Here is a 24,701-nt window from a genome sequence, read left to right on the forward strand (position 1 = left end):
GTTCAGCGCATGAGGGACGCCAGCAGCGGGCGGAAGTGATCGAAGCCGGGCGTGCGTGCGTCGGCCTCCTTGGCCTGCTCGTCCCAGCGCCGCACGGCGACGGCGTCCTCGGCGCCCGGGGTGGCGGCGAACGCGGCGGCCTGCTCCTCGCCCATCGGGCCGCCCTGCACCCGGAGCGTGAACTCGGAGGCCTCGGAGAGCCGTTCGCGGTAGCCGGGCTCGACCGCGCACAGGTAGCGCTTGGCCGCCACGTGCAGCCGGACCGGCTCGGTGACCTCCGGGCCGAACCATCGGGCCAGCCACTGCGCGCCGGTGTCGCTGTGCCGGTTGTCCTGGCCCTCCATCAGGTCCCGCCCGTGCAGGGTGCCGTGGAAGTGGCCCACGTCGTGCAGCAGCGCGGCGGCGACGAGGTGGTCTGGCGCGCCCGCCGCCTCGGCGGCCGCGCCGGCCTGCAGCATGTGCTCGGCCATGGTGACCGCCTCGCCCAGGTACTCCCCGGCGCCCTCGCCCGAGAACAGCTCGGCGATGGTGTCCAGCGCGGCGGCGCGCCGGCGCAGCACGGCGATAGTGCTCGACAGGGAGTCGAGGTCGGCGTAGCAGCCCTGGAGGTGGCGCGAGCCGTCCTGTTCGAAGGCCGTACGGGCGTGCAGGAGGCGGGTGTTGTCGAAGACCAGGCAGTCGCCGCGGTCGAGCCGGAACTCCAGCTGCAGCTCGGGGCGGAGCGTGATCGCGGCGAAGCGCCGGTAGGCGGCGTAGAAGGCCGCTGTGTCACTCCCGCGCAGGGTGCCGATCGACCGGTTGTTGAACCGCACCTCGCGGATCCGGCCGAGCGCGTCCACCTCGATCAGCGGCCGGTCGGCACGCAGTTCGGTCCGGCGGTCGCGGAAGACGAACGGCACGGGGGTGCGGATGAGGACGGCGAAGTCCTCCGGCGCCTCCTCGCGCAGGACCGCGGCGGCCTTGAACCCGTCCACCAGCCCGGAGTCCCCGCCGGTCGCCGAGTTCTCCAGGCAGTGCAGCAGCTGGAGGGTCGGGACCGGGTCCCGGTACGGGTTGTCGGTGTGCGGGGCGATCGCGACGCTGGTGAAGGCGAGGTTGTTGGGGTCGGGCTCGACCCGGACGTCGAATAGCTCGCCGTAGTTGGTGACCCGGACGTAGCCGAAGCTCTCCGCCACCGCCAGCACCTGGCGCTCCATGGCCGGCACCCCGCGCAGGACGGCGAACCCGCTGCGCCGGACGGCGCCGAGGACGGCGGCCTGCTCGGCCGGGTCGGCCAGGTACGCCGCCCAGTTCGCCTCCGGGATGCCGCGGGCGAAGTCCGCCGCCACCCAGAGCCGCTTCTCCGTCTCCGTCCGACCGTCCCCCTCGGCCGTCTCGTCGAGCCACTCCAGCCGGTACCGCGACCGGTGCCCGTCCGACCAGAGCACCTCCAGGTGCCCGTTCAGCTCGGCCTGCGCGGCGACGGCGAGATCGTCCGGCAGGTCGTCGATCCGGAACAGCTTCTGCCCGTTCCGCGGATCCCGGCATTCGGCACACGGGCAGTTGTCGCGCAGCCAGTACGGCGGCAGCTCGGTCATGGGTCTCCTCCTCGGCGGTGTCCCGGGGGAGTTGTATAGCCAACTTCACCCCTGGCCGGAGCCTGCCGGTCCCCGGTGAGATCGGGGTGTCGCCGTGATGAACCCCGCGGGAACAAGCGCCCCCGAGGCGTGGCTCCCGCGTGGCGAGTGGCCGTTCGGGTGACAGGAGCGGGTGGCAGCGCGTTGCGGCGTGGGGGATCTGCCGGTGCTGCGGCACTGTCGGGGTGGATTTCCCCGACGTGAGAGGCGGCCGCCCCATGGCTCACCCCACTGCTCAGGCCCCGATGGCTTCGGGGCACACCGGGCTGAAACGCGAAGTCGGCATGATCGGGCTGCTCTGGGCCTCGGTCGGTGCGATCATCGGCTCCGGCTGGCTGTTCGGAGCGGAGAAAGCGGCGGTGGCGGCGGGGCCGGCGGCGCTCATCTCGTGGGGGATCGGGGCGGTGGCGATCATCCTCCTGGCGCTGGTCCACGCCGAGCTGGGCGGGCTGTTCCCGGTGGCGGGCGGTACGGCGCGGTATCCGCACTACGCGTTCGGCGGCTTCGCGGGGATGTCGTTCGGCTGGTTCACCTGGCTGCAGGCCGCGACGATCGCGCCGATCGAGGTCCAGGCGATGATCAACTACGCCCAGCACTGGTCCTGGGCGGACGGTCTGCTGAACCCGAACGAGACGCTGACCACCGAAGGGTTCTTCGTCGCGGCCGCGCTGCTGGGCGTCTTCGTCGCGATCAACTTCCTCGGCGTGCGGCTGCTCGCCCACACCAACAGCGTGGCCACCGTGTGGAAGGTCCTCGTCCCGGTCCTGACCATCTTCGTGCTCGGCTTCACGGAGTTCCACGGCTCCAACTTCACCGCCCACGGCTTCGCGCCGGACGGGGCCAAGGGCGTACTGGTGGCGATCAGCACCAGCGGGGTGATCTTCGCGCTGCTCGGCTTCGAGCAGGCCATCCAGTGGGCGGGCGAGAGCCGCAACCCCCGCCGGGACATCCCCCGGGCCGTCCTCGGGTCGGTCGTGATCGGCACGATCATCTACGTCATGCTCCAGGTGGTCTTCATCGGGGCCCTGCCACCGGAGACCTTCGCCGGCGGCTGGCCCGCGCTCGACTTCCCCGGGATCAGCGGGCCATTCGCGGGCCTCTCGACGCTGATCGGCCTCGGCTGGCTGGCCAGCGTCCTCCGCATCGACGCGATCATCTCGCCGGCCGGTACCGGGCTGGTCTACATCACCTCCAGCTCGCGGGTCACCTACGGCCTGAGCCGCAACGGCTACGCGCCGCAGCACCTGCAGTTCACCGACAAGCGCTCGGTACCGTGGCTGGGCCTGATCATCGCGTGGGTCGCCGGCGTGCTCTGCTTCCTGCCCTTCCCGAGCTGGCAGCGGCTGGTCGGCTTCATCACCTCGGCCGTCGTGCTGATGTACGCGGGCGCGCCGCTGGCCTTCGGGGTGCTGCGCAAGCGGCTGCCGGCGCTGGAGCGTTCGTACCACCTGCCCGGCGGCACGATCATTTCGCCGCTCGCCTTCGCGGTGGCGAGCCTGGTCATCTACTGGGCGGGCTGGGACACCCTGTGGCGGTTGGGCCTGGCGATCCTGATCGGTTACCTGCTGCTCGGTGGCTACTCCGCGTACGCGGTGTCGAAGGGTGTGCCGAACGCGCCCCGGATGGACTTCAAGGCGGGGCAGTGGCTGCCGGTCTACCTGGTCGGCATGGGCGTGACCTCCTGGCAGGGCTCCTTCGGCGAGGGCTCCCAGGGCAATCTGCCGCTCTGGTGGGACATGCTCGTCGTGGTGGTGTTCTCCCTGGTGATCTACTACTGGGCCCTGGCGGTCGCCCTGCCGGTGGAGGAGATCGAACGGAACATCCGCGGCGTCGAGGTGGTGGACGCCGGCGGGCACTGAGCGGAGATCCGGAGCGGCCCCCGTGCGCACACGGGGGCCGCTCGGCGTTTCTAGCCCTCGGCGGTCGCGGTCCAGGCGGCCTCGGCCGCCGCCAGGGCCGGCGAGGCGGCCGCGCCGGTCGCCGTGGCGAGGGCGGACAGGCAGCCCCGGACGGTCTCCAGGGAGGCCGCCGCACCGTAGTGGTTCACGCGGAGCATCGAGGCGGCCAGGGCGCCGCCGCCCGGCTGGACGGGGAGGGCGGGGTCGAGGCGGAGCAGCTCGGCGGCGAGCTCGGCCGCGTGCAGGCCGTCCGGGGTGCGCAGGGTGGTGGCGACCGGGGCGGCGTGGGCGTCCTCGGGGACGAACGGGCTGAGCGTGCCGAGCGCGCGGACGCCGGCGCGGGTGGCGGCGGAGGCGGCGCGGTGGCGGGCGATCACGGCGGGCAGGCCGTCCGCGCTGATCCGGTCCAGGCAGGCGCCGAGCGCCAGCATCTCCAACTGGGCCGGGGCGTGCGGAAGTACGGTGCGCCCGGCGTCCGTCCAGCGCTCCTTCCAGTCCAGCAGGGAGAGGTAGGAGCGGCGCGGGGCGGCCGGGTTGGCGGCGATCCGCTCCCAGGCGCGCGCGGAGACCGAGACGGCGGAGACCCCGGCCGGGCCGCCCATCGCCTTCTGGCCGCCGATCACACAGAGGTCGACGCCCCACGCGTCGGTGAGCAGCGGCTCGGCGGCCACGGAGGCGACGGCGTCGAGCATCAGCAGCGCGCCGTGCTCGCGGACCACGGCGGCGATCCCGGCGACCGGGTTGGTGTTGCCCGTGGCGGCCTCGGCGTGGACGAGGGAGACGAAGTCGATCGCCGGGTTGGCGTCCAGTGCCTCGGCGACCTGGCCGGCGGTGACCGCGCTGTCGAACGGGACGGCGAGGTCGACGACCGTCGCCCCGCAGTCGCGCAGCCAGTTGCCGAAGGTCTGCCCGTACGGGCCGGTGACGATGTTCAGCGCGGTGGAGCCCGGGTGCGCGGCGCCCCGGATCGCGGCCTCCAGCGGCAGCAGCGCCTCACCCTGGGTCACGATCACGTCGGCGGTGGTGTGCAGCAGCGCGGCCACCTGGTCCTCGATGGCCGCGAAGCCGGCGGCGCCGAGCGGGGGCAGGTCGAGGAAGGGGTGCCTCTCGATGGTGATCTCGCTTCGCTCGTTCACAGCCGGCCTTTCGGGAGCGGGGTCGTTCGGGCGGGAATGAGTCTGCCGCATCTTTGCTGCTTACACGGAGCACTCCCGTCGGTAGAGTGCGGGCCATGAGCGATGCTGCGGTGCTGCACGTCAGGGGCCGGGTGCTGGTCGGTCCGGAGGACGTCCGGGACGAACTCTGGGTGGTGGACGGCAGGGTGGCGTTCACGCGTCCGTCCGGCGCCGCCGACGTCCGGACGGTGACCGGCTGGGTGCTGCCCGGCCTGGTGGACGCGCACTGCCACGTCGGCCTGGACGCGCACGGCGCCGTCGACGCCGCCACCAGCGAGAAGCAGGCGGTCACCGACCGCGACGCCGGCACCCTGCTGATCCGCGACGCCGGCTCGGCCGCCGACACCCGCTGGATCGACGACCGAGAGGACCTGCCCCGGATCATCCGGGCCGGCCGACACATCGCCCGCACCCGCCGCTACATCCGCAACTACGCGCACGAGATCGAGCCCGGCGACCTCGCCGCCTACGTCCGGGCCGAGGCCCGGCGCGGCGACGGCTGGGTGAAGCTGGTCGGCGACTGGATCGACCGCGAGCGCGGCGACCTCGCCGCCTGCTGGCCCGGCGACGCGCTGGCCGAGGCGATCGCGGCGGCGCACGAGGAGGGCGCGCGGGTGACGGCGCACTGCTTCGCCGCCGAGTCCCTGCCGGACCTGCTGGCGGCCGGCATCGACTGCGTCGAGCACGCGACCGGGCTGACCGAGGAGCTGATCCCGGCCTTCGCCGAGCGCGGAGTCGCGATCGTCCCGACCCTGGTCAACATCGCCACCTTCCCGGCCCTGGCGGCCGGCGGCGAGAGCAAGTTCCCGGCCTGGTCCGCGCACATGCGCCGGCTGCACGAGCGCCGCTACGCCACCGTGGGAGCCGCGCACGACGCGGGCATCCCGGTCTTCGTCGGCACGGACGCGGGCGGCTCGCTCGCCCACGGCCTGGTCGCGGACGAGGTGGCCGAGCTGGTGAAGGCCGGGCTGACCCCGGCCGAGGCGCTGTCGGCGGCCAGTTGGGGCGCGCGCCGGTGGCTGGGCCGGCCGGGCCTGGAGGAGGGTGCTCCGGCCGACTTCGTGGTCTACGACGAGGACCCGCGCGCCGACGTCCGGGTGCTCGCGGACCCGCGGCTGGTGGTGCTGCGCGGGCAGCCGGTGGGGTGATCGCGGGGCGGACCGGCGGCTGGTGGTGCCGCGCGGGGCGGCCGGTGGGGTGATCGTCCTCCCCGGCGTTCGAAGATCATCCGGGTGAACGCGCTGTCGTTGTAGGCCGATAGGGTGGCGACCATGGCACCGCGTCCACTGAACGAGATCGTCGAACCCGGCTGGGCCGCCGCGCTGGAGCCGGTCGCCGGGCGGGTCGCCGCCATGGGCGACTTCCTCCGCGCCGAGCTGGCCGCAGGCCGCACCTACCTGCCCTCGGGGCCGAACGTGCTGCGCGCCTTCCAGCAGCCCCTCGCCGAGGTGCGGGTGCTGATCGTCGGGCAGGACCCTTACCCGACGCCCGGCCATGCCGTGGGCCTCAGCTTCTCGGTCGGGCCCGAGGTGCGGCCGATCCCGGCCAGCCTGATCAACATCTTCCAGGAGTACGGGAACGACCTCGGCCTGCCGCAGCCGTCCAGCGGGGACCTCACCCCGTGGACGCAGCAGGGCGTGCTGCTGCTGAACCGCGCGCTGACCACCGCGCCGCGCAAGCCCGCCGCCCACCGGGGCAAGGGCTGGGAGGAGGTCACCGAGCAGGCGATCCGGGCGCTGGTGGCGCGCGGCGGCCCGCTGGTGGCGATCCTCTGGGGGCGTGACGCCCGCAACCTGCGCCCGCTGCTGGGGGAGGTGCCGGCGATCGAGTCCGCGCACCCGAGCCCGTACTCGGCGAACGGCGGCTTCTTCGGCTCGCGGCCGTTCAGCCGGGCCAACGAGCTGCTGGTGCAACAGGGGGCGCAGCCGGTGGACTGGCGGCTGCCGTAACGGTCCGCAGGGCAGCTTTGGGCGTCAACCTCACTCGAACGAGTGAAATGACGTTCTGTGTGACTCATGTGACGGATTGTTCGAGAAGACTGGCGGCTCGTCGTTCGGAGCGCCAGCCCCTTGCCCCGCCCTGCGGGTGATGTCGGAGGCGCGCTCCACCGAGACCACCACCCGTGGGGTACCGCCATGTCTTCTTCTTCTTCCTTCCGTTCCTCCCGTTCGCTCGCCGCCGCGGTCGTCGTGGTGACGGCGCTGATAGCCGCGCCGTCCGCGCACGCCACCGGCCCGGCGCCCGCGCCGTCGTCCGCCCCGGCCGGGAAGGCGCGCGCCGTCACCGCCGAACTCGACCTGGACGTCAGCCTGTTGAGCAAGGTGGACGTCCCGGTGAACATCGCGCTCAACAAGGTCGAGACCCCGGCGCAGCGCGAAGGCTCCGTCCTCACCGCCAAGGTCGACGGCGTCGACCAGCAGGGCCCGGTCACCCTGGTCAAGGCGGACGTCGGCAGGTCGGTGACCACGTCCGACGCCAAGGGCACCGCAGCCTCCGTCAAGCTGGTCAACGCCGACGTGCACGCCCCCGGCCTGCCCGCCACCACCCTGCTCGGCCTGGAAGCGCTCAGCTCCGAGGTCACCTGCCCGGTCGACGGGCAGCCGACCGCCAACGTGGTCGCGCCTGCCAGGCTGACCGTCCTCGGCAAGCCGGTCACCCTCGGCCTCTACGGGCCGACCAAGGTGGACGTGCCGCTCGTCGGCAGCGTCTCGGTGGAGTTCTCGAAGCGGGCCACCACCTCGACCACGGCCGCCGCCTCGGCCCTGGAGGTGCAGATAGAGGTGAACCCGCTCAACCTCAACGTCGCCAAGGTCACCGGGAAGATCACCGTCGCCTCGGTGAGCTGCGAGAAGCCGGCCGCACCGGCCGCGACGCCCACCCCTTCCACCGCCGCTCCCACGGCCCCGCTGCCGGCCGGCACCCCGGCCGTCCAGCCCGCCGTGGACGCCACCACGGCGGCCGCCGCCCCGCGCGCGGCCACCGCGAGCCCGTCCGGCACCGGCGCCGGCCTCGCCGCCACCGGCGGCAGCGACAGCACCGGCCCGCTGGCCGTCGGCGCCGCCGCCCTGGTCGCGGCCGGCGGCTGCGCCCTCTGGGCCACCCGCCGCCGGGCCGCACACGCCCGCCGGCAGTGACACCCGCCCCTGTCCGCGGGCCGGTGCGGGGTGCCACGCACGGCACCCCCGCACCGTGACCGTGCCATCGCGGACGGTTGGTTCACCTGGGTGTTACATAAGAGGAACAACCGGGAAACGGCGGCTTGCGACGCTACGCGGGCACCCACCACCCAGCTTGCGAGGTTCACGCCGTGGCAATCAAGGCCGAGTACATCTGGATCGACGGCACGAAGCCGACCGCCAAGCTCCGCTCCAAGACTCGGATCCTGGCCAACGCGGACAAGATCCCCACCTGGGGCTTCGACGGTTCCTCCACCAACCAGGCCGAGGGTCACGCCTCGGACCGCGTTCTCGAGCCGGTTGCCACCTTCCCGGACCCGATCCGCGGCGGCGACAACATCCTCGTCCTGTGCGAGGTCAACGAGATCGACGGCACCCCGCACGAGTCCAACACCCGCGCGCTGCTCCGCCCGATCGCCGAGCAGTTCGCCGCTCAGGAGTCGATCTTCGGCATCGAGCAGGAGTACACCTTCTTCAAGGGCTCCCGCCCGCTGGGCTTCCCCGAGGGCGGTTTCCCGGCCCCGCAGGGCGGCTACTACTGCGGTGTCGGCGCCGAGGAGGTCTTCGGCCGCGAGATCGTCGAGCTGCACATGGACCGCTGCCTGGCCGCCGGCCTCGCGCTCTGCGGCATCAACGCCGAGGTCATGCCCGGCCAGTGGGAGTTCCAGATCGGCCCGGTCGACGCCCTGACCGTCTCCGACCACATGTGGGTCGCCCGCTACCTGCTCTACCGCACCGCCGAGGAGTTCGGCATCGACGCCACCCTCGACGCCAAGCCCGCCCGCGGCGACTGGAACGGTGCCGGCGCGCACACCAACTTCTCCACCAAGGCGATGCGCGAGAACTACGACGCGATCATCACCGCGTGCGAGTCGCTCGGCGCCTCGCAGGAGAAGGTCCTGGAGCACGTCACCCAGTACGGCGCCGAGATCGAGTCCCGCCTGACCGGCAAGCACGAGACCGCCCCGTGGAACGTCTACAGCTACGGCGTCTCCAACCGCGGCGCCTCGGTCCGCATCCCGTGGCAGGTCGAGGTCGACCAGAAGGGCTACATCGAGGACCGTCGCCCGAACGCCAACGTCGACCCCTACGTGGTGACCCGCCTCCTGGTCAACACCTGCTGCTCCGCCCTGGAGAAGGCCGGCCTCGTCTGAGCCGCCTCCCACTGAGCATCCCGCCGGGCCTTCCCTCCACGTGAGGGGAGGCCCGGCGGCCGTTTTCGGTCCGGCCGGGGGTGGGTGTCTTGATGGCGGGGCGGAAGCCCCGGAGAATCGGGCCATGACCGCTCCGGCCCGCTTCCTCCCCGTCCGGCGGCTGCACGTCGGCCTGGGACGGGTCTGCACGGCCGGCTGTCGCTGCTGACGCGAACCAGGTCCACCAGCAGCCCGCCGCCGCCAGGAGGCGGGCCGCGTCCCGTGTCCGCGAGGAGAACCCGTCCGGCGAGGGGGAGGCGGTCGTCGTGATCGCCCGCTCCGCACAGGAGGCGATCGTGGTCAACCTGCCCGCCCTGTACGTCCACCGGCCTCCCGGGGCCATGGACGGCTGAGGCACGTCCGGCGCGCCTCAGGCCCTGGTGTACGGGCTCCGCATCGTCAGGAAGCGGATCTCCAGGTCGTCGGACAGGTAGTCCATCCGATGCTCCCGGAAGTCGCGCAGGTGCGGCAGCGCCAGGTGGGCGTCGAGGTCGGCCTGGCTGCGCCATGCCTCGTAGAACACGAAGACGCCGGGCTCGTCGCGGTCCTCGTGGAAGTGGTACTCCAGGCAGCCCGGCTCCTGCCGGGTGGGCTCGACGAAGGAGAGCAGCAACTCCTTGAGCTCCTGGGCGCGTTCGGGCTTGGGTCGGGCGATGCCGACGAGGGTGACGAGCTGGTCCATCCGGGTTCTCCCCCTGTTTAGGTACGACTTCGGTCGTACCTGGCGGACGCTAGCAGCCGCCGGAGGTACGATTCAAGTCGTACCTGAGGGAGGTTGCCGCCATGCCCGACGAAGAAGGCCACCCGGCCGTCGAGGAGATCGAGCTCGGCAGGGTGCTGTCCGCGCTCGCCGACCCGCTGCGCCGCCGCGTGGTGCGCGAGCTCGCCTCCGCACCGGACGGCACGGCGCGGACGTGCAGCTCCTTCGCGCTGCCCGTCTCCAAGGCGACGGTCACCCACCACTTCCGTACGCTGCGCGAGGCCGGGCTGATCCGCCAGGTCGACGGGGGGAACAGCCGGATGGCCAGCCTCCGCCGCTCCGACATCGAGGCCCACTTCCCCGGCCTGCTCGCGATCCTGGTCGCCGAGCCCCAGCCCGAGCCCGAGCCCGAGCCCGAGCCCGAGCCCGAGCCCGAGCCCGAGCCCGAGCCCGAGCCCGAGGCCAAGGTCAAGGTCAAGGTCAAGGCCAGTGTGGCCCGCGGGGTCTAGGGGATCCTGAACTCCTGGGACTTGTTGCCGGGGGTGCAGGTGACCATGGTGACCTGGTTGCCCGCGCCGTTGTCGGTCAAGCAGCTGGACCCCATGTACTCCGCCAGGTGGAAGGCGCCCGGCGTACTCGCGGCGGTGATCTTCCAGCTGCTCAGGTAGCTGAATCCGCTCGAGAGCGACACCCGCCCGTCCGTCTCCTGGACGAGGGCGGGGCCGCTCAGGTTGCACGGGTAGAGGTGGTACCAGCCACCGGGGTCCGGGTCCGAGCGCACCCAGCCGTATGCGGTGTTCCCGCCCATGATCACGGCCTGGCCGCCCGACGGGCTGTCCTTGGAGAGGCCGAGCTTGCGGCCGGACGCCACGTTGACGATGGACCCCCACTTGGTGCCGCCGCAGCCCGGGGGAGTGGTGGGTGTCTGCGGCGCCGGGTCGGCGGGCGGGGGCTGGTTGGCGGGGGCGGAGGTGGCGGCCGGCGGGGCCGGGGTGTTGGCCGGGGGCTGCGCCGCGCCGCCGCCGTTGCCCGCCCCGCCGCTGTTGCCGCGCGGTGGGGTGCCCTGGCCGCCGGCTGCGGCGCCCGCGCCGGTGGTCGGCGTCGTCGCCCCCGCCTGGTTGCCGCCGGCCTGGGCGGGCTGCGTCGCGGGTGCGGGGGTGGTGGCGCCCGGTGTCGGGGTCTGGGTGGGCGGTGTGGTGGTCGGCGGCGTGGTGGCGGGCGGGGCCGTCGGCGCCGGGGCGGGGGTGTCCGCGATCGTGGACGCTGCCACGGTGGGCTGGGCGCCGGGCGTCTTCGACTCGGACCGGAACGGGGTGTGGTCGATCAGCAGGGCGGTCGTGGTGCCCGCCGTGATGATCACCGGTATGACGATCGGGACGAGGAACCCGCGCCGTCTGCGGCGGGTGCCCGGTTCGGTGGCGTCACGGGACTCGACCTTGCCCACCTCGCCCGCCGCCTTCGCCGGCTCCTTGGGCGCCCCGGGAGTCCTGGGTGCCGGAGGGGCCGCCGGTGCGGCCGCCGCCTTCGGGTCGGCCCCGATCGCGGTCCGCGCCGCGGCCGCCATCGCGGCGGCGTCGGCGAAGCGGTCCTCCGGCTTCTTGGCCAGCGCGGTCGCGACGAACGCGCGCACCTCCTGCGGAAGGTCCGCCGGCAGCTCCGGCGCGGGCTCCCGGATGTGCTTGAGTGCGACCTCCAGCACCGTCTCGCCGGTGAACGGCGGCTGCCCGGTGAGCAGTTCGTAGCCGACCACGCCGATCGAGTAGAGGTCCGAGGCCGGTGTGACGGCCTTCCCCTCGGCCTGTTCGGGGGCCATGTAGAGCGCCGTCCCGATCACCGCGTGGGAGGCCGTGATCCTGGTGCTCGCCACGGCCCGCGCGATGCCGAAGTCGGTCACCGTCAGCCGGTCGTCGGGCCGGGCCATCAGGTTGGACGGCTTCACGTCGCGGTGCACGATGTCCTGCCGGTGTGCGGCGTGCAGCGCGTCCAGCGCGGTGGCGAGCAGCCCGAGCGCCCGCTCCGGCGCCATCGGCCCGCCGTCGGCAAGCACCTTGTCCAGCGGCTGCCCGTCCACCAGCTCCATGACGATGTAGGCGACCCGGTCCTCGGAGTCGTCACCGCTCTCGCCGTAGTCGTGGACGTCCACGATGCCGGGGTGCTTGAGTGCGGCCAGCAACTGGGCCTCGCGCCGGAACCGCTTGACGAACGTGCCGTCCTCGACCAGCCCCGGATGCAGGATCTTCACCGCGACCTGCCGCGCCAACACCTCGTCGTCGGCCCGCCAGACGGCGCCCATGCCCCCGCCGCCGATCCGCTCGGTCAGCGTGTAACGACCTCCGAGCACGGTTCCCCGGCTGCTCAATGCCCTGCCCCCATGTCATGCCCCGGCCCAACGGGCCCACCCGGTCGCACAGTCTGCCAGAGAGGTCCATGCCTCCCGGTCATGCTACGGATCGTCCCCGACTGATCGTCAACGGGCCCCTCACTCAAGGGATGTGCGTAAACGGGTGGTCGGCCGCCCGGTGTCCGGGCCAGGATGCACGGTATGACGCCGCCCCTCCTCCTGCCCGACGCGGACGGCCTCCGCGGCCCGTACGCCGCCGAACCGCACCGGCGGCCGGAGGCTCTCGCATGAGGATCGGCACGGTGGAACGGCTGCGACGGTACCCGGTGAAGTCGATGCTGGGGGAGGAGCTGGGCGAGGTTGCCGTGGCCGGGCGCGGCCTCGACGGCGACCGGGTGCGCGCGCTGGTCGACGAGGAGAGCGGGCGGGTGGTGAGCGCCAAGAACCCGCGGCTGTGGGCGGGGATGCTCGGCTTCACGGCCGCGTGCCGTGCCGGCGATGTCGAGATCTCCGGGCCTGACGGCTCGCCGGTGGACGCAACCGAACTCTCCGAAGCCCTCGGCCGGAAGGTCCGCCTGATCACCGAGCGCCCTGCCGGCGCGACCGTCGAACGGGCCGTGCCGGAGGAGGTGTTGGCACGCGGCATCGAGGAGGAGGTCGCCGTCACGGTGAACGAGATCGGCCGCGCCGCCCCGGCCGGCACCTTCTTCGACTTCGCCCCGGTGCACCTGCTCACCACGTCCACCCTGGACGCCGTGAACGCCGTGAACGCCGTGAATGCCCTGGCCGCCGTGGACGCCGTGAACGTCGAACCCGAGCGCTACCGCCCCAACGTGGTCATCCGCACCGGGGGTCAGGGCTTCGTCGAAAACGCCTGGATCGGGCGGGAGTTGACGATCGGCCCGGCCCTCCGCCTCCGTGTCCTCGTCCCCACCCCCCGCTGCGCCGTCCCCACCCTCGCCCACGGCGAGCTGCCGCGCAGCACGGCCGCCCTGAGGGTCCTCGCCGAACGGAACCGCCTGGTCCCGCTGGAGGGCATGGCGGCGCTGCCCTGCGCCGGTGTGTACGCGCAGGTGCTGGAGCCGGGGACGGTGAAGGTGGGGGACGCGGTCGGCCTGCGCTGATCACCGAGGTGGTGCCCGGCGGATGCGCTGCCCGCCGCCGGTGGCCTCGGGGCCTCCGCGGGGGTCTCCCGGGGCCGCGGTCAACCCGGGGTCAGCCCGCGCTCAGCACCCCGTCCAGCGCGGCCAGGAAGCGGTCCGTGGTCGCCGGGTCCCGGACGGCGATCCGCAGCCAGTCCGGCCCGAGGCCGGGGAAGGTGTCGCCGCGGCGGACGGCGAAGCCGCGCTCGCGCAAGCGCTCGCGGACCGTGGCGGCGTCCGGCAGTTCGATCAGGAGGAACGAGGCGGCCGGTTCGCCGTGCACCTGGACGGCGGGGAAGGCGGCCAGGCCCTTCAGCAGGTGGTCACGGTGCTCGCCGAGCAGCTGGGCGGCCTGCTCGGCCTCGGCCAGGGCAGCCGGGGTGGAGCAGGCCTCGGCCGCGGCGAGGGCGGGGGTGGAGACCGGCCAGAGGGGTTGGGCGGCGCCGAGTGCGGCGATGAGCGGCGCCGGGCCGAGGGCGTAGCCGATGCGCAGGCCGGCCAGGCCCCAGGTCTTGGTGAGGCTGCGCAGGACGACCACCCGGCCGGGCAGCCCCCGTGCGGCGGCGAGGGATTCGGTCTCGCCGGGCACGGTGTCCATGAAGGCCTCGTCGATCACCAGGGTGCGGCCGGGCCGGGCGAGGGCGGCGACGGCGGCGGCCGGGTGCAGGACGGAGGTGGGGTTGGTGGGGTTGCCGAGGACCACGAGGTCGGCCTCGGGGGGTACGTCGCCGAGCCGGAAGCCGTCGGCGGGCGAGAGCAGCACCCGCTGCACCGCGTGCCCGGCGTCCCGCAGTGCGGCCTCGGGCTCGGTGAACTGCGGGTGGACCACCACGACATGGCGTGCCGTCAGTACCCGGGCCAGCAGTACGAAGGCCTCCGCCGCCCCCGAGGTGAGGAGCACCTCCTCCACCGGCCGCCCGTGCCGGGCGGCCACGGCGGCGCGGGCCGCCGCACCGTCCGGGTACGCGGCCAGCTCGCCGAGCGTCGCCGCGAGGTGCTCGCGCAGCCACTGCGGGGGCGTGCCGGTGCGGACGTTGACGGCGAGGTCGACCAGGCCGAACCCGTCGGCGCGCACCTCCGCGTCACCGTGGTGGCGGAGGTCATGGTCGGCGGTGGTCACGAGCGGTCTCCATGAGCGTGAGCGGCGGTGGGAAGGGGCAGGCCGGGAACGCGGACGAGGTCGTAGCCGTCGGCGGGCGGCGGGTCGTACCGGAGCCCGTCCCCGAGGGCGACCAGGGCGACGCTCTCCCGCCGTGCGGCGAGTCCGGCCGCCGCGCCGGCGCAGTCCTCGGCGGTGAGCCGCCGGGCGGTGGGCCGCAGGAACTCGGCGGCCAGCGCCAACGCGCCCGGCGCGCCGACCACCACCGACGCGCGCCGCAGCTCCGCCTCGGCACGCGGGACGATCAGGTCGCGCTCCCCGGGGCCGAGGCCGATCACCGCGAGCCGGCCGCGCACCGCCGCGCGGGCGACCGCCACCGTAGTCGTGGCCGACTTCTGCTTGGGGACGACGAGTTCGCCTCCCGGCGCGCTCGCCAGCGCGGCCGCCTCCGCCACGCTCATGGTGCCGACCGCCTCGCCGACGGACGCGGACGGGTTGGGCACCGCGACGGCCGAGAGCTCCTCGGCCGTGTGCTCGTCCACCGGGAGGCCCAGCAGGGCGGCGGCCCGGCGGACGGCGGGGTGGTCGCCCTTGCCGGTCAGGGTCGAGAGCCGGGCGACGGCGGAGGCCGGCAGCCCGGCCTCCCGCAGCGTGCGGCGGATCAGCTGCGTCACTTCGGGCGCCGCGGCCGCCTCGCGCAGGCCGACCCCGATGACCAGGCCGCCCGCGCGCAGGCCCGGGGGCCGGGTCGGCGGCGGGGGGCAGGTGAGGACGTCCTCGTCCCACCCGGGGAGGTCGTAGCGCTCGACGCCGGCGTAGCGCTCGACGACGGCGTCCTGCCCGACGACGGCGTAGCGCTCGACGGCGGCGTAGCGCTCGACGGCGGCGAGGGGGGAGGGGGTGCGCGGGTGCCGCGGCCGGCTGCTGGTGATCACCGGGCAGGTGTCGAGGAGGGCCGACACCTCGCCGGCCAGGTCGTCCGCGCCCCCGGCGGTTCCGGTCAGCGACACGGCGAAGCGCCGCTCCGGGTCGACGCAGACCAGGCCCGGCAGGGGACGACCGATGGGCGGGCGGCGGAGCAGCAGCCGCAGGGTCGAACCGACGGGCGCGAAACAGACCAGTTGCCGGCAGCTGCCCAGGGCCAGTTCGAGGAGCTCGCCCGGGCTCTCGCCGTCGTCCTCCGCGCGGAAGACCCGGCTGCCCGGCCAGAGCCCGTGCACCGCGTCGGCGAGCGGGCGACCCGCCTCACCGAGGGCCAGCAGCCCGATCACGTCGCCTTCCCTTCACCCGGTAGCCGCCCATGAGCCGCTGAACAGCCGCTCGACAGCCGTTCGCCGGCCCACGAGATCCCACCACGGTCGCGACGAACGGGTCAATCGAGGCGCCTGTGACCTCCACCGCCCCCGCGCAGCGCCTGTTCGCCTGTTCTTCACCTTCCTTGTGCCGTGACCGCCACCGCGGCGCTCCTACTGTTTGCGGCGCTCCAGACCTGGCAGTTCCCGACGGCAGTTCCCGACGCAACGGAGGACACCATGCCTTTCGCACGACTCCGCACGAGCGACAGCGACGCCCGCACCGGCGGCACCCGCCCTCGCCGTACCCTCACCGCCCTGACGGCCGGCCTCGGCCTGGTCGCCGGCTCGCTCGGCCTCTGGGCGGCGACCGGCTCCAGCGCGCAGGCCGCGACCCTCCCCACGCCCGACCACGTGGTCGTCGTCGTGCTGGAGAACCACGCGTACTCGCAGATCATCGGCAGCTCCAGCGCGCCGTACATCAACAACACCCTCAAGGCCGGCGGCGCCACCCTCACCCAGTCGTTCGGGATCACCCACCCGAGCGAGCCCAACTACTACCAGCTGTTCTCCGGCTCCAACCAGGGCCGCACGGACGACAGCTGCGTGCCGGTCGGCTCGATCTCCGCGCCGAACCTGGGCTCCGAGCTGATCGCCGCCGGCAAGACCTGGGGCAGCTACAACGAGGGTCTGCCGAGCCAGGGTTCGACCACCTGCAGCAGCGGCAAGTACGCGCAGAAGCACAACCCGTGGTTCGGCTTCAGCAACGTGCCGACCAACACCGCGTACACCTTCACGCAGTTCCCGACCGACTACAGCACCCTGCCGAAGGTCTCCTTCGTCGTGCCGGACCTGTGCAACGACATGCACGACTGCTCGGTCTCCACCGGCGACACCTGGATCAAGAACAAGCTCGGCGCGTACGCGGCCTGGGCCAAGAACAACAACAGCATCCTCGTCGTCACCTTCGACGAGGACAACAGGCTCTCCGGAAACCGCATCCCCACCGTCTTCTACGGCGCGCACGTCACGCCGGGCGCCACCACCGCCACCACCTACAACCACTACAACGTGCTGCGCACGCTGGAGGACCTCGCCGGGCTGACCACCCACGCGGGCAACGCCGCCTCCGCCGCCACCATCACCGGCATCTGGAACTGACGCCCGTGTACGTCGCGGAATCCCGCAGCTCCAAGGCCCCCGTCGCCCCGGCCCCCCGGCCGGGGCGGCGGGCGGCCGCCGCCGTGCCCGGCACCGTGCTGGTCCTGGGCACCGTCAGCCTGGTGACCGACGTCTCCTCGGAGATGGTCAGCGCGGTGCTGCCGCTCTACCTGCTCACCGGGCTCGGCCTCTCCCCGCTCGGCTTCGGGCTGCTGGACGGCATCCAGAACGGGTTCAGCGCGCTGGTCCGTCTGGCCGGCGGTCACCTCGCCGACCGGCGCGGCGCGGACGGCGCGCCCCGGCACAAGGCGGTCGCGGCGGCCGGGTACGGGCTGTCGGCGCTCTGCAAGCCGCTGCTGCTGCTCGTCCACACCGTCCCGCTGATCGGCGCGGTGCTCGCCGTCGACCGCACCGGCAAGGGGCTGCGCACCGCGCCCCGGGACGCGATGATCTCGCTCGCCACCGAACCCGCCCACCGGGGGCGGGCGTTCGGTGTCCACCGGGCGATGGACACGGCGGGCGCGCTGCTCGGACCGCTCATCGCCTTCCTGGTGCTCCGCCTGGCCGGCGGGCCGCTGCTCGCCGACGGCGGTGAACGGCACGGCTACAACGCGGTGTTCACGGTCAGCGCCTGCGTCGCGCTGCTCGGTGTGCTGGTGCTGCTGCTCTTCGTCCCGGGCAGCCCGGCATCGGCCGACGACCGGTCGGCCCCGGCTCCCGGTCTGCGCGACGGCCTCGCCCTGCTGCGGCTGCCCGGGCTGCGCCGGCTGGCCCTGTGCGCGGTGCTGCTCGGCCTGACCACCGTCAGCGACTCCTTCCTCTACCTGCTCGTGCAGCGCCGGCTCGGCCTCGCCGTCGACCTCTTCCCGCTGCTGCCGCTCGGCACCGCCGCCGCGTTCCTGCTGCTCGCCGTCCCGCTCGGCGCGCTGGCCGACCGGATCGGCCGGCGCCGGCTCTTCCTGGCCGGCCACGGCGTCCTGCTGCTGGCGTACGGGCTGCTGCTCTCGCCGCTGCGCGGGCTGCCCGTGGTGGTCTGCGTGCTGGTCCTGCACGGCGCGTTCTACGCCGCGACCGACGGCGTGCTGGCCGCCGCGGCCGCCGACGCCGTCCCGGCCGCGCAGCGCGGCGCCGGGCTGGCGCTGGTCGGCACGGGGCAGGCGCTGGCCCGGTTCGCCTGCTCGCTGGTGTTCGGCGCGCTGTGGAGCGCGGTCGGCGGCAGCGCCGCACTGGCCTGGTCGGCGGCCGCGCTGGCCGGCTGCGTCCTCGGGGCCGCCTTCGTGCTCCGGGACTCCCACGACACCCCCGTCACCCCCGTCGCCGACTCCGAGGTGCCCTCGTGACCCCACCGATCCAAGGCCGTACCAGGGTGCTGATCCTGCTGGTCGCCGTGCTGCTGCTCGGCTCGGTCGGCACCGGAGCCGTGCTGTACGCGTCCGGCCAGTCGGCCCGCAAGGACCAGGTGCAGCCCGGCGGCCCGGTGGTCACCCCCGGCCCGGTCTCGCTCCGGAAGCCGTCCGACGGGCGGCAGCTGGTGTTCCGCAACATGGCCTGGGGCCCGCACCGCGACGAGCTCGCCACCGTCCCCGCCGACCACCCGGACGGCCCGCGCACCTCCTCCGGCGTCCAGTGCCTGCGCTTCTTCACGGCGGGCGGCACCGGCATCTGCCTCCAGGCCGAGCGCGGCGCGCTGCAGGACACCTACCGTGCCGTCGTCCTCGACGACCACCTGCGCGAGCTGCACTCCTTCCCGGCCGCCGGCATCCCCACCCGCTCCCGGGTCTCGCCCTCCGGCCACCTCGCCGCCTGGACGGTCTTCGTCAGCGGCGACTCCTACGCCGGCACCGACTTCTCCACCCGCACCTCGATCGTCGACGTCCGCGACTGGAACCTCCGGGAGAACCTGGAGGCCTTCGACCTGATCAAGGACGGCAAGCCGTACCGGGCGCCCGACGTCAACATCTGGGGCGTGACCTTCGCCGACGACGACACCTTCTACGCCACCGCGGCCACCGGCGGCCAGACCTACCTCGTCCGCGGCGACCTCGCCGCCCGCACCCTCACCACCCTCCACCAGAACGTCGAGTGCCCCTCGCTCTCCCCGGACGGCACCCGGATCGCCTACAAGAAGCGCGTCCCCGGCCTGCCCGCGGACGCGCCTTGGCGGCTCTACGTGCTCGACCTGGCCACCATGACCGAGACCGCCACCGCCGAGCAGCGCAACATCGACGACCAGGCGGTCTGGACCGACGGCTCCACCCTGCTCTACGCGCTCCCCGGCGACTTCGGCGCCGACCTGTGGACCGTCCCCGCGGACGGCGGCGGCTCGGCACGGCGGTCGATGGAAGCGGCCGTGGCCCCGGCCTATCTGGGCTGACAGGGGCGGTTGGTACCTCCCGTGACCACGAGCGTAGGGTCCACGTCGGGCAGTGCGAGTGGCGCGCGTGGCGCGAGTGGTGCGAGTCGGGGGAGCTGGGGGAGCGGTGAAGCAAACGGGGCGGGCCGCGCCGGAACGGATGGTGAGCGACTCCTGGCCGGCGTTGCACGGCCGGCCGGTGCTGCGGCGGACGGTCGCGATGGGCCTGGTGCTCTTCGTGGCGGTCGCGGCGGCACTGGCGGTTCGCGGCATCAACGCGCTCACGCTGGGCCGGGGCGTCATCGAGACCGACCGCGACCGCGCCGAGCTGCTGGCCGGTCTCCACCCCTCCCAGCATCCGGGCGCGGGGCGGTACTACGTGCCGGTGGGCGCGGTGTACACGCGGACGGTCGACGGCGCGCCCGTGGCGTATCTGCACTACCGGCTGGCCGGCGGCCAGGACGTCGGGCTGGGCGACTTCCTGCGCACCTACGACCTGCCGGCGCCGGGCCCGAGCGCACCGCTGCCGTCCGACCTTGCGGCGGCCCTCGGCGGCGACGAGCCGGCCGAGGCGCCGGAGCTGCCCGGGGCGGTGACCGCCGTCCCCGGCCCGACCGCCCTGCCCACGCTCACCCCCACGGCCACTCCCATGGCCACGGCCACGGCCACGGCCACTCCCACGGCCACTCCCACGGACACGCCTACGCCTGACGTGACGCCTTCGGAGACCGAGCCGGCCCTGCCGGCCGAACCGGTCGCCTCCCCGCCCCCGGTGGACGACACCGAGGAGCCCGCGCAGGCCGCCCTCCCAGCCGAGGAGCCGCAGCCCGCCCCCGCCGATCCCGAGCCGGCCGTGGCCTCCACGCCCACCGCCACGGCGACGCCCACCCCCACGCCCGCCCCCGTGCCGACCCCCGCCCGCCTCGGCCCGGGCCGCCGGATCTACGTCGCCGCCGACCCCGGCGGTCTCCCCGGCGCAGCCGACATCTACGTCCGCGCCACCGGCTGACCCGGCTCCCGGCCCTCGTCCGGCCCGGCTCCTCAGCCGACCCCGGCGACGGTCAGCACCAACGACAGGAGCAGGGCGCCGAGCGCGCCCGCCGCGCCGAGCAGCCGCAGGCCAGGCCGGTCGGCGTCCGCGCGGACACGGCGCACGGTGGCGGCGGCGAACGCCAGCCCGCCGGCGACGAACCACGGCCCCCACAGGTAGAGGTACCAGCGGGTCAGCCCGAGCAGTGCGGGCTCGACGGAGAAGGCCCCGGCCTCGACCAGCACCCCGTGCGCGACGAAGAGGCAGCCGTGCCAGACCAGCAGGACGGTCGCACCGCCGCCGCAGAACACCAGGAACCGGCCGGTCCGCAGGCCGCGCGGCCTGGTCAGGCCGATGCCGACCAGCGCCCCGAAGAGCTTGAGGAGCCCGGTCACCCAGAGGACGGCCAGGAACCACGGCACCCCGTCGCGGGCGAGCTTCACCAGCTCCGGTGCCACCGTCGACTCCGCGCCGACCGTGCCGCCCAGTGCCCAGACGAAGCTGGGCACCGCGAACAGGACGCCCCACACCGCCACGGCGTACCCCGGCCACCGGCCCGGACGCGGCACCAGGCGGTCGGCGGCGGCACCCGGAGAAGGCTCGATCTGCATGGCTTCACGGTGCCGGACCGGCGCCGGCGGCACGTCGTCTGCACGAAGGAGCGCCTCCCCCCGCGGAGCTACCCCAGCGCCGGCGTTCACCGGCCGGCGGTCTGGAGGCCACCGGTGACGACGGGCCGGACCTTGGCCAGCATCAGGTCGAGGAACCGGTCGGGGTGCCGGAAGGACGCGAAGTGGCTGGCGTTCTCGATCAGGGCGAACTCCTTGACCGGGGCCTGCACGTCGTCGAAGAACCGCTTGGCGCGGTCGGTGGGAGTGAGGACGTCCCGGTCGCCCTGGAAGACGAAGAACGGCAGGTCGAAGCAGGTGCCGTCGGCCCGGTCGTCGAAGCCGGCGGTGGCGGGGAGGATCTGCTCGGAGAGCTTCATGCCCTTGCCGAGGGTGCCCAGCTCGCTGAGTGAGTGCAGCGGGGAGAACCAGAGCGACTTCATGACCACGGACTTCATGGTGGAGAAGGTCAGCGGGTCGGTGGTGGCGACGATCTTGGCGTACGCGCCGTGCTGCTCGGCGGTCCAGGTACGCGGGTCGGGGCCGATCTCCTCGACGGCGGCGAGCTCCTTGCGCTTGCCGGCGGCGTGCAGCCGGGCCAGCAGGGCCAGGTGGTCGGTAGTGTCGCGGCCGGCGTCGTGGATCTTCTGGTCGGTGCCGACGTAGGCGCTGTAGCGGTCGGGGTACCGGCGGGCCAGGCGCAGTCCGAAGGTGCTGCCGAAGGAGTTGGCGACCAGAAGGACCCGGTCGACGCCGAGCCTGCTCCGCGCGTGGTCGGTGACCTCGACGGCGTCCTCGTACATCCGGGCGAAGCTCAGTTCGCCCTGGCCGTCGGCGCCGCCGCGGCCGAGGGTCTTGCCGGCGCCGCGCATGTCCCAGCGGACGATCGTGAAGTGCTTCTCCCAGGACCGGGTGCGGGGGCCGTAGACGGAGTTGGAGGCGCCGGGCCCGCCGTGGATCTCCAGCATCACCGGGTTGGTGCGGTCCTCGCCGCGGATCGAGATCCACTGCTCGATCCCGCCGATGCGGACGAAGCCCTGCTCGTCGATGCCGTTCGGCGTGTCGATCCGCATCAGCCGGGTGCCCGCGGCCTGCTTGATCCGGCGGTGGCCGAGGGCTGCGGCCACGGGGGCGGCGACGGCGGAGGCGAGGAGAACGGTGCCGAGCATGGGGTGACTCCCTTGAACTGTGTATCGGATACGCAATTGAGTGTATGTTATACACAGTTCTGAGAGGGCGTCAATCGCCCGCCGGAACCAGCACGAGAACCACAAGGGAGCTGACGCGTATGGCCGGGAGCCGGGAGAAGAAGCGCGACCCGAAGGCGAGCCTGGCGCTGCTGTGGGGGGAGCAGGACCAGCCCCGCCGCGGCCCGAAGCCCTCACTGACCGCCGAGCGCATCGTCGCCGGCGCCATCGGGATCGCCGACGCGGAGGGCCTGGACGCGGTCTCCATGCAGCGGGTCGCCACCGAACTCGGCGTCACCACCATGGCGCTGTACCGGTACTTCCCCGGCAAGGCCGAACTGGTCGACCTGATGGTCGACTCCGCCCTCGGCGCGCCCCCCAAATCCATCGGCCACCAGGACGGCTGGCGCCCCCGGCTGACCGAGTGGGCCCGCCAGTGCTGGGCGCTGTACCGCCGCCACCCCTGGATCCTGGCCGCCACCGCCATGCGCCGCCAGCTCATGGGCCCCAACCAGCTCGCCTGGATGGACGCCGCCCTGGCCGCGCTGGCCCCGACCGGACTCTCCGCGGTGCAGCAGCACGACACCGTGCTGCTGATCATCGGCCACATCCGCAGCCTCGCCCAGCAGCTCGCCGACGCGGACGAGGAGGGCGGTGAGGAGTGGAACCGCCTCGCCGGCGAGGTGCTGGAGCGCCACGGCCACCGGTTCCCCGCGCTCACCGCCGCGATCGCCGCCGGAGCCTTCGCCCCCCAGGCCGGCGACCCGCTCGACTTCGGCCTGGAACGCATCCTCGACGGGGTCACCCCGCTGGCCGGCCGGAGCTGAGCCCGGGTGGATCGGCGAGGGCCCCGGCTGCCAGGCAGCCGGGGCCCTCATCGTGGAGCGGAAGGTGCGGCGTCAGGACCGCGCCTCGGCCTGTTCCTGGAGGAGGCCGGCGATGCGGTTCAGGTCGTTGAGCACGTCGAAGAACGTGTTGATGTTCGGGGTGGAGGCGCCGTTCACGGCCAGGTAGAAGGTGTGCAGCCGGCCGTGGCCCGCCGCGAGGTAGCCGCCGAGCGTCTCGCCGCCGACGGCGAGCCGGTCGTTGACGGCGTCGAAGCCGATGACGGAACCGGGCTTGGCCCACACCTTGCCCTTGCCCGGGCAGGTCGGACAGCCGTCGCAGGCGGAGGCGAGCGAGCCGTCCACGCCGAGGATCGGCAGCGCCTCCCGGAACCGGTCGGCGTCGGGGGTGCCCTGCCAGTAGTGCAGGATCTCGTTCTCCACGTCGGGGGTGACCCGGTCCACCGGGTTGCCGCCCCGCCCGTCGAGCAGCTGGACCTTGGTCGGATCGATCCCGGCGCCGGTCAGGAAGTCCCTCAGGACGGGGAAACCGTCCTCGCACCGGTGGCTGCCGGTGGTGACGGCCATCAGGCAGATGCCGAGGTTGGCACCGAGGTTGTGGCTGACCTTGAGGATCAGCCGGGCGTACTGCTCGTAGACCGGGGAGACGTACGCGGCGACGCGCTGGGTGCCGTCGTAGGAGTCGGGCAGCAGGCCCGTCGGGTTGGGGCCGGTGGGCGGGGCGGTGACGGTGACGCCGGCGCGGGCGAGCGCCTCGATCAGGGCGGTGCGGCCGAAGGCGTTCGGGTCCTGCACGTGGGAGACGCGCAGGGTCGGCGGCGCGTCGGCCGCGATGGTGCCGGACAGGGTGATGTGCGTGCCGTCCGGCGAGGCGGAGACCGCGATGTCGGTGGTGCCGCCGGCCTCGACCGTCCGCACGGTCGACTCCACCTGGTATGGCGCGACCTGCGGCCGCCAGCTGAGCTGGGCCGGCTGCCCGGGGGTGGTGGCGGTGGACAGCAGGTCGATCAGGTTGTCGTTGACGATCAGCGGGGTCGGGGTGGGGTCCAGCCCGGGGTCGGGGGCGAAGAGCCGGGGGTCGATCGCGACGTCCCCGTGCACCTCGGTGATGCCGGACGCGCGCACCTGCTGGGCGATCGAGTCGAGGCCGGCGAGCGGGTCCTCGGGGGTGAGCGTCGCGCCGGGGACGTCGTCGGCGTAGGTGTGGTCGATCGGGGTGAAGTCGACCGAGCCGTCCGGCTTCGTCCGGCCGCCCATGGTGAGGTCGCCCTGTGCGACCAGGGCCAGCGACCCGTCCAGCACCGACCCAGACCGGTTGCCGAGGGCCTGCACGGGCGTGGTGAACCGGTGCTCCCCGCCGAGCGTGTGCCAGGTGCCCGACACGCTGACCAGCTTGGCCGTCGAGCCGGGGATGAAGAACTGGTTCGGGTACTGGGAGTGGATGACCTCGCCGGTCGTGTCGTCGATCTCCAGTAGGCCCCACTGTGCGTGTTCGTAGGCGGGCTTGTGCATGATCGCGAGGATGTCGGGGCTGAGCCCGCCGTCGTCCTGGACGGGCACCGCGCCCGCCGGACCGACCGTCACGACCATGGCCGCCACCGTCGTGACGGCGGCGGCCACGGCACGCCGACTTCGAGGAAACGCTCTCATGAACCCACCTGTGTTCCGGGCCGCTCACCGGCCACCCTGACGGCTACTCAGCCCGAGCAGGGATACCGCGCGGAACCCGCCCGCCGAACCGCCCCACCCGGCCGTTCACCCGCATGCCCCGCGAATGCGATCTCCTGCGAGGGCGAGCGGAACGAGAGGGAACCGACGCGGCCACGAATCGCGCGAGCCCGGTCGGACGGCGACGAGTCGCACGCGGTCGCCACAGAGCTCGGTC

20 protein-coding genes and 2 pseudogenes are annotated in these 24,701 nt (G+C 73.6%); 13 read left to right on the forward strand and 9 right to left on the reverse strand.

The window, feature by feature from the left end; all coding sequences use genetic code 11:
- Positions 1-2: 2 nt before the first annotated feature.
- On the reverse strand, positions 3-1,577 hold the full coding sequence (tmpA, locus tag ACZ6NC_RS14160; protein ID WP_465732351.1) for a 2-trimethylaminoethylphosphonate dioxygenase: 1,575 nt from the start codon (positions 1,575-1,577) through the stop codon (positions 3-5).
- A 257-nt stretch (positions 1,578-1,834) separates the two neighbouring features.
- Between tmpA and ACZ6NC_RS14165 the strand changes: the two genes are divergently transcribed.
- Complete coding sequence (locus tag ACZ6NC_RS14165) at positions 1,835-3,475, forward strand: APC family permease (protein ID WP_465732353.1); 1,641 nt, start codon at positions 1,835-1,837, stop codon at positions 3,473-3,475.
- A gap of 50 nt (positions 3,476-3,525) precedes the next feature.
- Here ACZ6NC_RS14165 and ACZ6NC_RS14170 read toward each other — a convergent pair whose 3' ends face one another.
- Positions 3,526-4,650 (reverse strand): pyridoxal-phosphate-dependent aminotransferase family protein, encoded by a 1,125-nt coding sequence (locus ACZ6NC_RS14170; protein WP_465732355.1) that lies wholly within the window; start codon positions 4,648-4,650, stop codon positions 3,526-3,528.
- A gap of 95 nt (positions 4,651-4,745) precedes the next feature.
- On the opposite strand from ACZ6NC_RS14170, the gene ACZ6NC_RS14175 reads away from it, so the two are divergent.
- From ACZ6NC_RS14175 to ACZ6NC_RS14195, 5 genes and pseudogenes are all read left to right on the forward strand, one after another.
- Positions 4,746-5,837 (forward strand): amidohydrolase family protein, encoded by a 1,092-nt coding sequence (locus ACZ6NC_RS14175; protein ID WP_465732357.1) that lies wholly within the window; start codon positions 4,746-4,748, stop codon positions 5,835-5,837.
- A 123-nt stretch (positions 5,838-5,960) separates the two neighbouring features.
- Positions 5,961-6,638, forward strand: coding sequence for a uracil-DNA glycosylase (locus ACZ6NC_RS14180; RefSeq protein ID WP_465732359.1), 678 nt, complete (start codon positions 5,961-5,963; stop codon positions 6,636-6,638).
- 186 nt (positions 6,639-6,824) lie between these two features.
- The gene (locus ACZ6NC_RS14185) at positions 6,825-7,823 is read left to right on the forward strand and encodes an SCO1860 family LAETG-anchored protein (RefSeq protein ID WP_465732361.1); all 999 of its coding nucleotides are present in this window, start codon (positions 6,825-6,827) and stop codon (positions 7,821-7,823) included.
- Positions 7,824-7,996: 173 nt separating this feature from the next.
- A complete protein-coding gene (gene glnII, locus ACZ6NC_RS14190; RefSeq protein WP_465732363.1) occupies positions 7,997-9,019 on the forward strand; it encodes a glutamine synthetase in 1,023 nt (340 codons plus the stop codon).
- A gap of 266 nt (positions 9,020-9,285) precedes the next feature.
- Positions 9,286-9,411 (forward strand): annotated as a pseudogene (locus tag ACZ6NC_RS14195) (cupin domain-containing protein); the annotation flags it as partial.
- 17 nt (positions 9,412-9,428) lie between these two features.
- Here the strand turns inward: ACZ6NC_RS14195 and ACZ6NC_RS14200 are convergent.
- Positions 9,429-9,740, reverse strand: coding sequence for a putative quinol monooxygenase (locus ACZ6NC_RS14200; protein WP_465732365.1), 312 nt, complete (start codon positions 9,738-9,740; stop codon positions 9,429-9,431).
- Positions 9,741-9,841: 101 nt separating this feature from the next.
- On the opposite strand from ACZ6NC_RS14200, the pseudogene ACZ6NC_RS14205 reads away from it, so the two are divergent.
- Positions 9,842-10,147 (forward strand): annotated as a pseudogene (locus ACZ6NC_RS14205) (ArsR/SmtB family transcription factor); the annotation flags it as partial.
- Between the two features lie 116 nt (positions 10,148-10,263).
- Here ACZ6NC_RS14205 and ACZ6NC_RS14210 read toward each other — a convergent pair.
- Positions 10,264-12,099, reverse strand: a complete 1,836-nt coding sequence (locus ACZ6NC_RS14210) for a serine/threonine-protein kinase (protein ID WP_465732367.1) — start codon at positions 12,097-12,099, stop codon at positions 10,264-10,266.
- 287 nt (positions 12,100-12,386) lie between these two features.
- On the opposite strand from ACZ6NC_RS14210, the gene ACZ6NC_RS14215 reads away from it, so the two are divergent.
- Positions 12,387-13,223, forward strand: a complete 837-nt coding sequence (locus ACZ6NC_RS14215; protein WP_465732369.1) for an MOSC domain-containing protein — start codon at positions 12,387-12,389, stop codon at positions 13,221-13,223.
- 91 nt (positions 13,224-13,314) lie between these two features.
- Here the strand turns inward: ACZ6NC_RS14215 and cobC are convergent, their stop codons facing one another.
- Together cobC and ACZ6NC_RS14225 are read right to left on the reverse strand one after the other, a co-directional pair.
- A complete protein-coding gene (gene cobC / locus ACZ6NC_RS14220) occupies positions 13,315-14,361 on the reverse strand; it encodes an Rv2231c family pyridoxal phosphate-dependent protein CobC (RefSeq protein WP_465732371.1) in 1,047 nt (348 codons plus the stop codon).
- Positions 14,358-15,611 carry a cobalamin biosynthesis protein gene (locus tag ACZ6NC_RS14225; protein WP_465732373.1) on the reverse strand — a complete coding sequence of 418 codons (1,254 nt, stop codon included), beginning with the start codon at positions 15,609-15,611 and terminating at the stop codon, positions 14,358-14,360. The genes cobC and ACZ6NC_RS14225 overlap by 4 nt, the downstream gene beginning before the upstream one ends.
- A gap of 261 nt (positions 15,612-15,872) precedes the next feature.
- On the opposite strand from ACZ6NC_RS14225, the gene ACZ6NC_RS14230 reads away from it, so the two are divergent.
- From ACZ6NC_RS14230 to ACZ6NC_RS14245, 4 genes are all read left to right on the forward strand, one after another.
- The gene (locus ACZ6NC_RS14230) at positions 15,873-16,793 is read left to right on the forward strand and encodes an alkaline phosphatase family protein (protein WP_465732375.1); all 921 of its coding nucleotides are present in this window, start codon (positions 15,873-15,875) and stop codon (positions 16,791-16,793) included.
- A 5-nt stretch (positions 16,794-16,798) separates the two neighbouring features.
- Positions 16,799-18,133 carry an MFS transporter gene (locus tag ACZ6NC_RS14235; protein ID WP_465732376.1) on the forward strand — a complete coding sequence of 445 codons (1,335 nt, stop codon included), beginning with the start codon at positions 16,799-16,801 and terminating at the stop codon, positions 18,131-18,133.
- A complete protein-coding gene (locus ACZ6NC_RS14240) occupies positions 18,130-19,167 on the forward strand; it encodes a TolB family protein (RefSeq protein ID WP_465732378.1) in 1,038 nt (345 codons plus the stop codon). The genes ACZ6NC_RS14235 and ACZ6NC_RS14240 overlap by 4 nt, the downstream gene beginning before the upstream one ends.
- Positions 19,168-19,273: 106 nt before the next feature.
- A complete protein-coding gene (locus ACZ6NC_RS14245; RefSeq protein WP_465732380.1) occupies positions 19,274-20,155 on the forward strand; it encodes a hypothetical protein in 882 nt (293 codons plus the stop codon).
- A gap of 32 nt (positions 20,156-20,187) precedes the next feature.
- Here ACZ6NC_RS14245 and ACZ6NC_RS14250 read toward each other — a convergent pair whose 3' ends face one another.
- Both ACZ6NC_RS14250 and ACZ6NC_RS14255 read right to left on the reverse strand, forming a co-directional pair.
- Positions 20,188-20,787, reverse strand: coding sequence for a DUF3995 domain-containing protein (locus ACZ6NC_RS14250; RefSeq protein WP_465732382.1), 600 nt, complete (start codon positions 20,785-20,787; stop codon positions 20,188-20,190).
- A gap of 86 nt (positions 20,788-20,873) precedes the next feature.
- Positions 20,874-21,953, reverse strand: coding sequence for an alpha/beta fold hydrolase (locus tag ACZ6NC_RS14255; protein WP_465732384.1), 1,080 nt, complete (start codon positions 21,951-21,953; stop codon positions 20,874-20,876).
- A gap of 119 nt (positions 21,954-22,072) precedes the next feature.
- Between ACZ6NC_RS14255 and ACZ6NC_RS14260 the strand changes: the two genes are divergently transcribed.
- Positions 22,073-22,798 (forward strand): TetR/AcrR family transcriptional regulator, encoded by a 726-nt coding sequence (locus tag ACZ6NC_RS14260; protein ID WP_465732386.1) that lies wholly within the window; start codon positions 22,073-22,075, stop codon positions 22,796-22,798.
- Positions 22,799-22,870: 72 nt separating this feature from the next.
- On the opposite strand, the gene ACZ6NC_RS14265 is transcribed toward ACZ6NC_RS14260, so the two are convergent.
- Positions 22,871-24,436 carry a D-alanyl-D-alanine carboxypeptidase/D-alanyl-D-alanine-endopeptidase gene (locus ACZ6NC_RS14265; protein ID WP_465732388.1) on the reverse strand — a complete coding sequence of 522 codons (1,566 nt, stop codon included), beginning with the start codon at positions 24,434-24,436 and terminating at the stop codon, positions 22,871-22,873.
- Positions 24,437-24,701: the final 265 nt, after the last annotated feature.

This window comes from Kitasatospora sp. NPDC041988 (genome assembly GCF_055588525.1).

Excerpts from the sequence above, each read along its gene's own strand:
- ACZ6NC_RS14175 (WP_465732357.1), top strand. The coding sequence starts at position 4,746 with ATGAGCGATGCTGCGGTGCTGCACGTCAGGGGCCGGGTGCTGGTCGGT.
- ACZ6NC_RS14230 (WP_465732375.1), top strand. The coding sequence starts at position 15,873 with ATGCCTTTCGCACGACTCCGCACGAGCGACAGCGACGCCCGCACCGGC.
- ACZ6NC_RS14165 (WP_465732353.1), top strand. The coding sequence starts at position 1,835 with ATGGCTCACCCCACTGCTCAGGCCCCGATGGCTTCGGGGCACACCGGG.
- ACZ6NC_RS14260 (WP_465732386.1), top strand. The coding sequence starts at position 22,073 with ATGGCCGGGAGCCGGGAGAAGAAGCGCGACCCGAAGGCGAGCCTGGCG.
- ACZ6NC_RS14255 (WP_465732384.1), bottom strand. The coding sequence starts at position 21,953 with ATGCTCGGCACCGTTCTCCTCGCCTCCGCCGTCGCCGCCCCCGTGGCC.
- tmpA (WP_465732351.1), bottom strand. The coding sequence starts at position 1,577 with ATGACCGAGCTGCCGCCGTACTGGCTGCGCGACAACTGCCCGTGTGCC.
- ACZ6NC_RS14185 (WP_465732361.1), top strand. The coding sequence starts at position 6,825 with ATGTCTTCTTCTTCTTCCTTCCGTTCCTCCCGTTCGCTCGCCGCCGCG.
- ACZ6NC_RS14200 (WP_465732365.1), bottom strand. The coding sequence starts at position 9,740 with ATGGACCAGCTCGTCACCCTCGTCGGCATCGCCCGACCCAAGCCCGAA.
- ACZ6NC_RS14215 (WP_465732369.1), top strand. The coding sequence starts at position 12,387 with ATGAGGATCGGCACGGTGGAACGGCTGCGACGGTACCCGGTGAAGTCG.
- ACZ6NC_RS14250 (WP_465732382.1), bottom strand. The coding sequence starts at position 20,787 with ATGCAGATCGAGCCTTCTCCGGGTGCCGCCGCCGACCGCCTGGTGCCG.
- ACZ6NC_RS14180 (WP_465732359.1), top strand. The coding sequence starts at position 5,961 with ATGGCACCGCGTCCACTGAACGAGATCGTCGAACCCGGCTGGGCCGCC.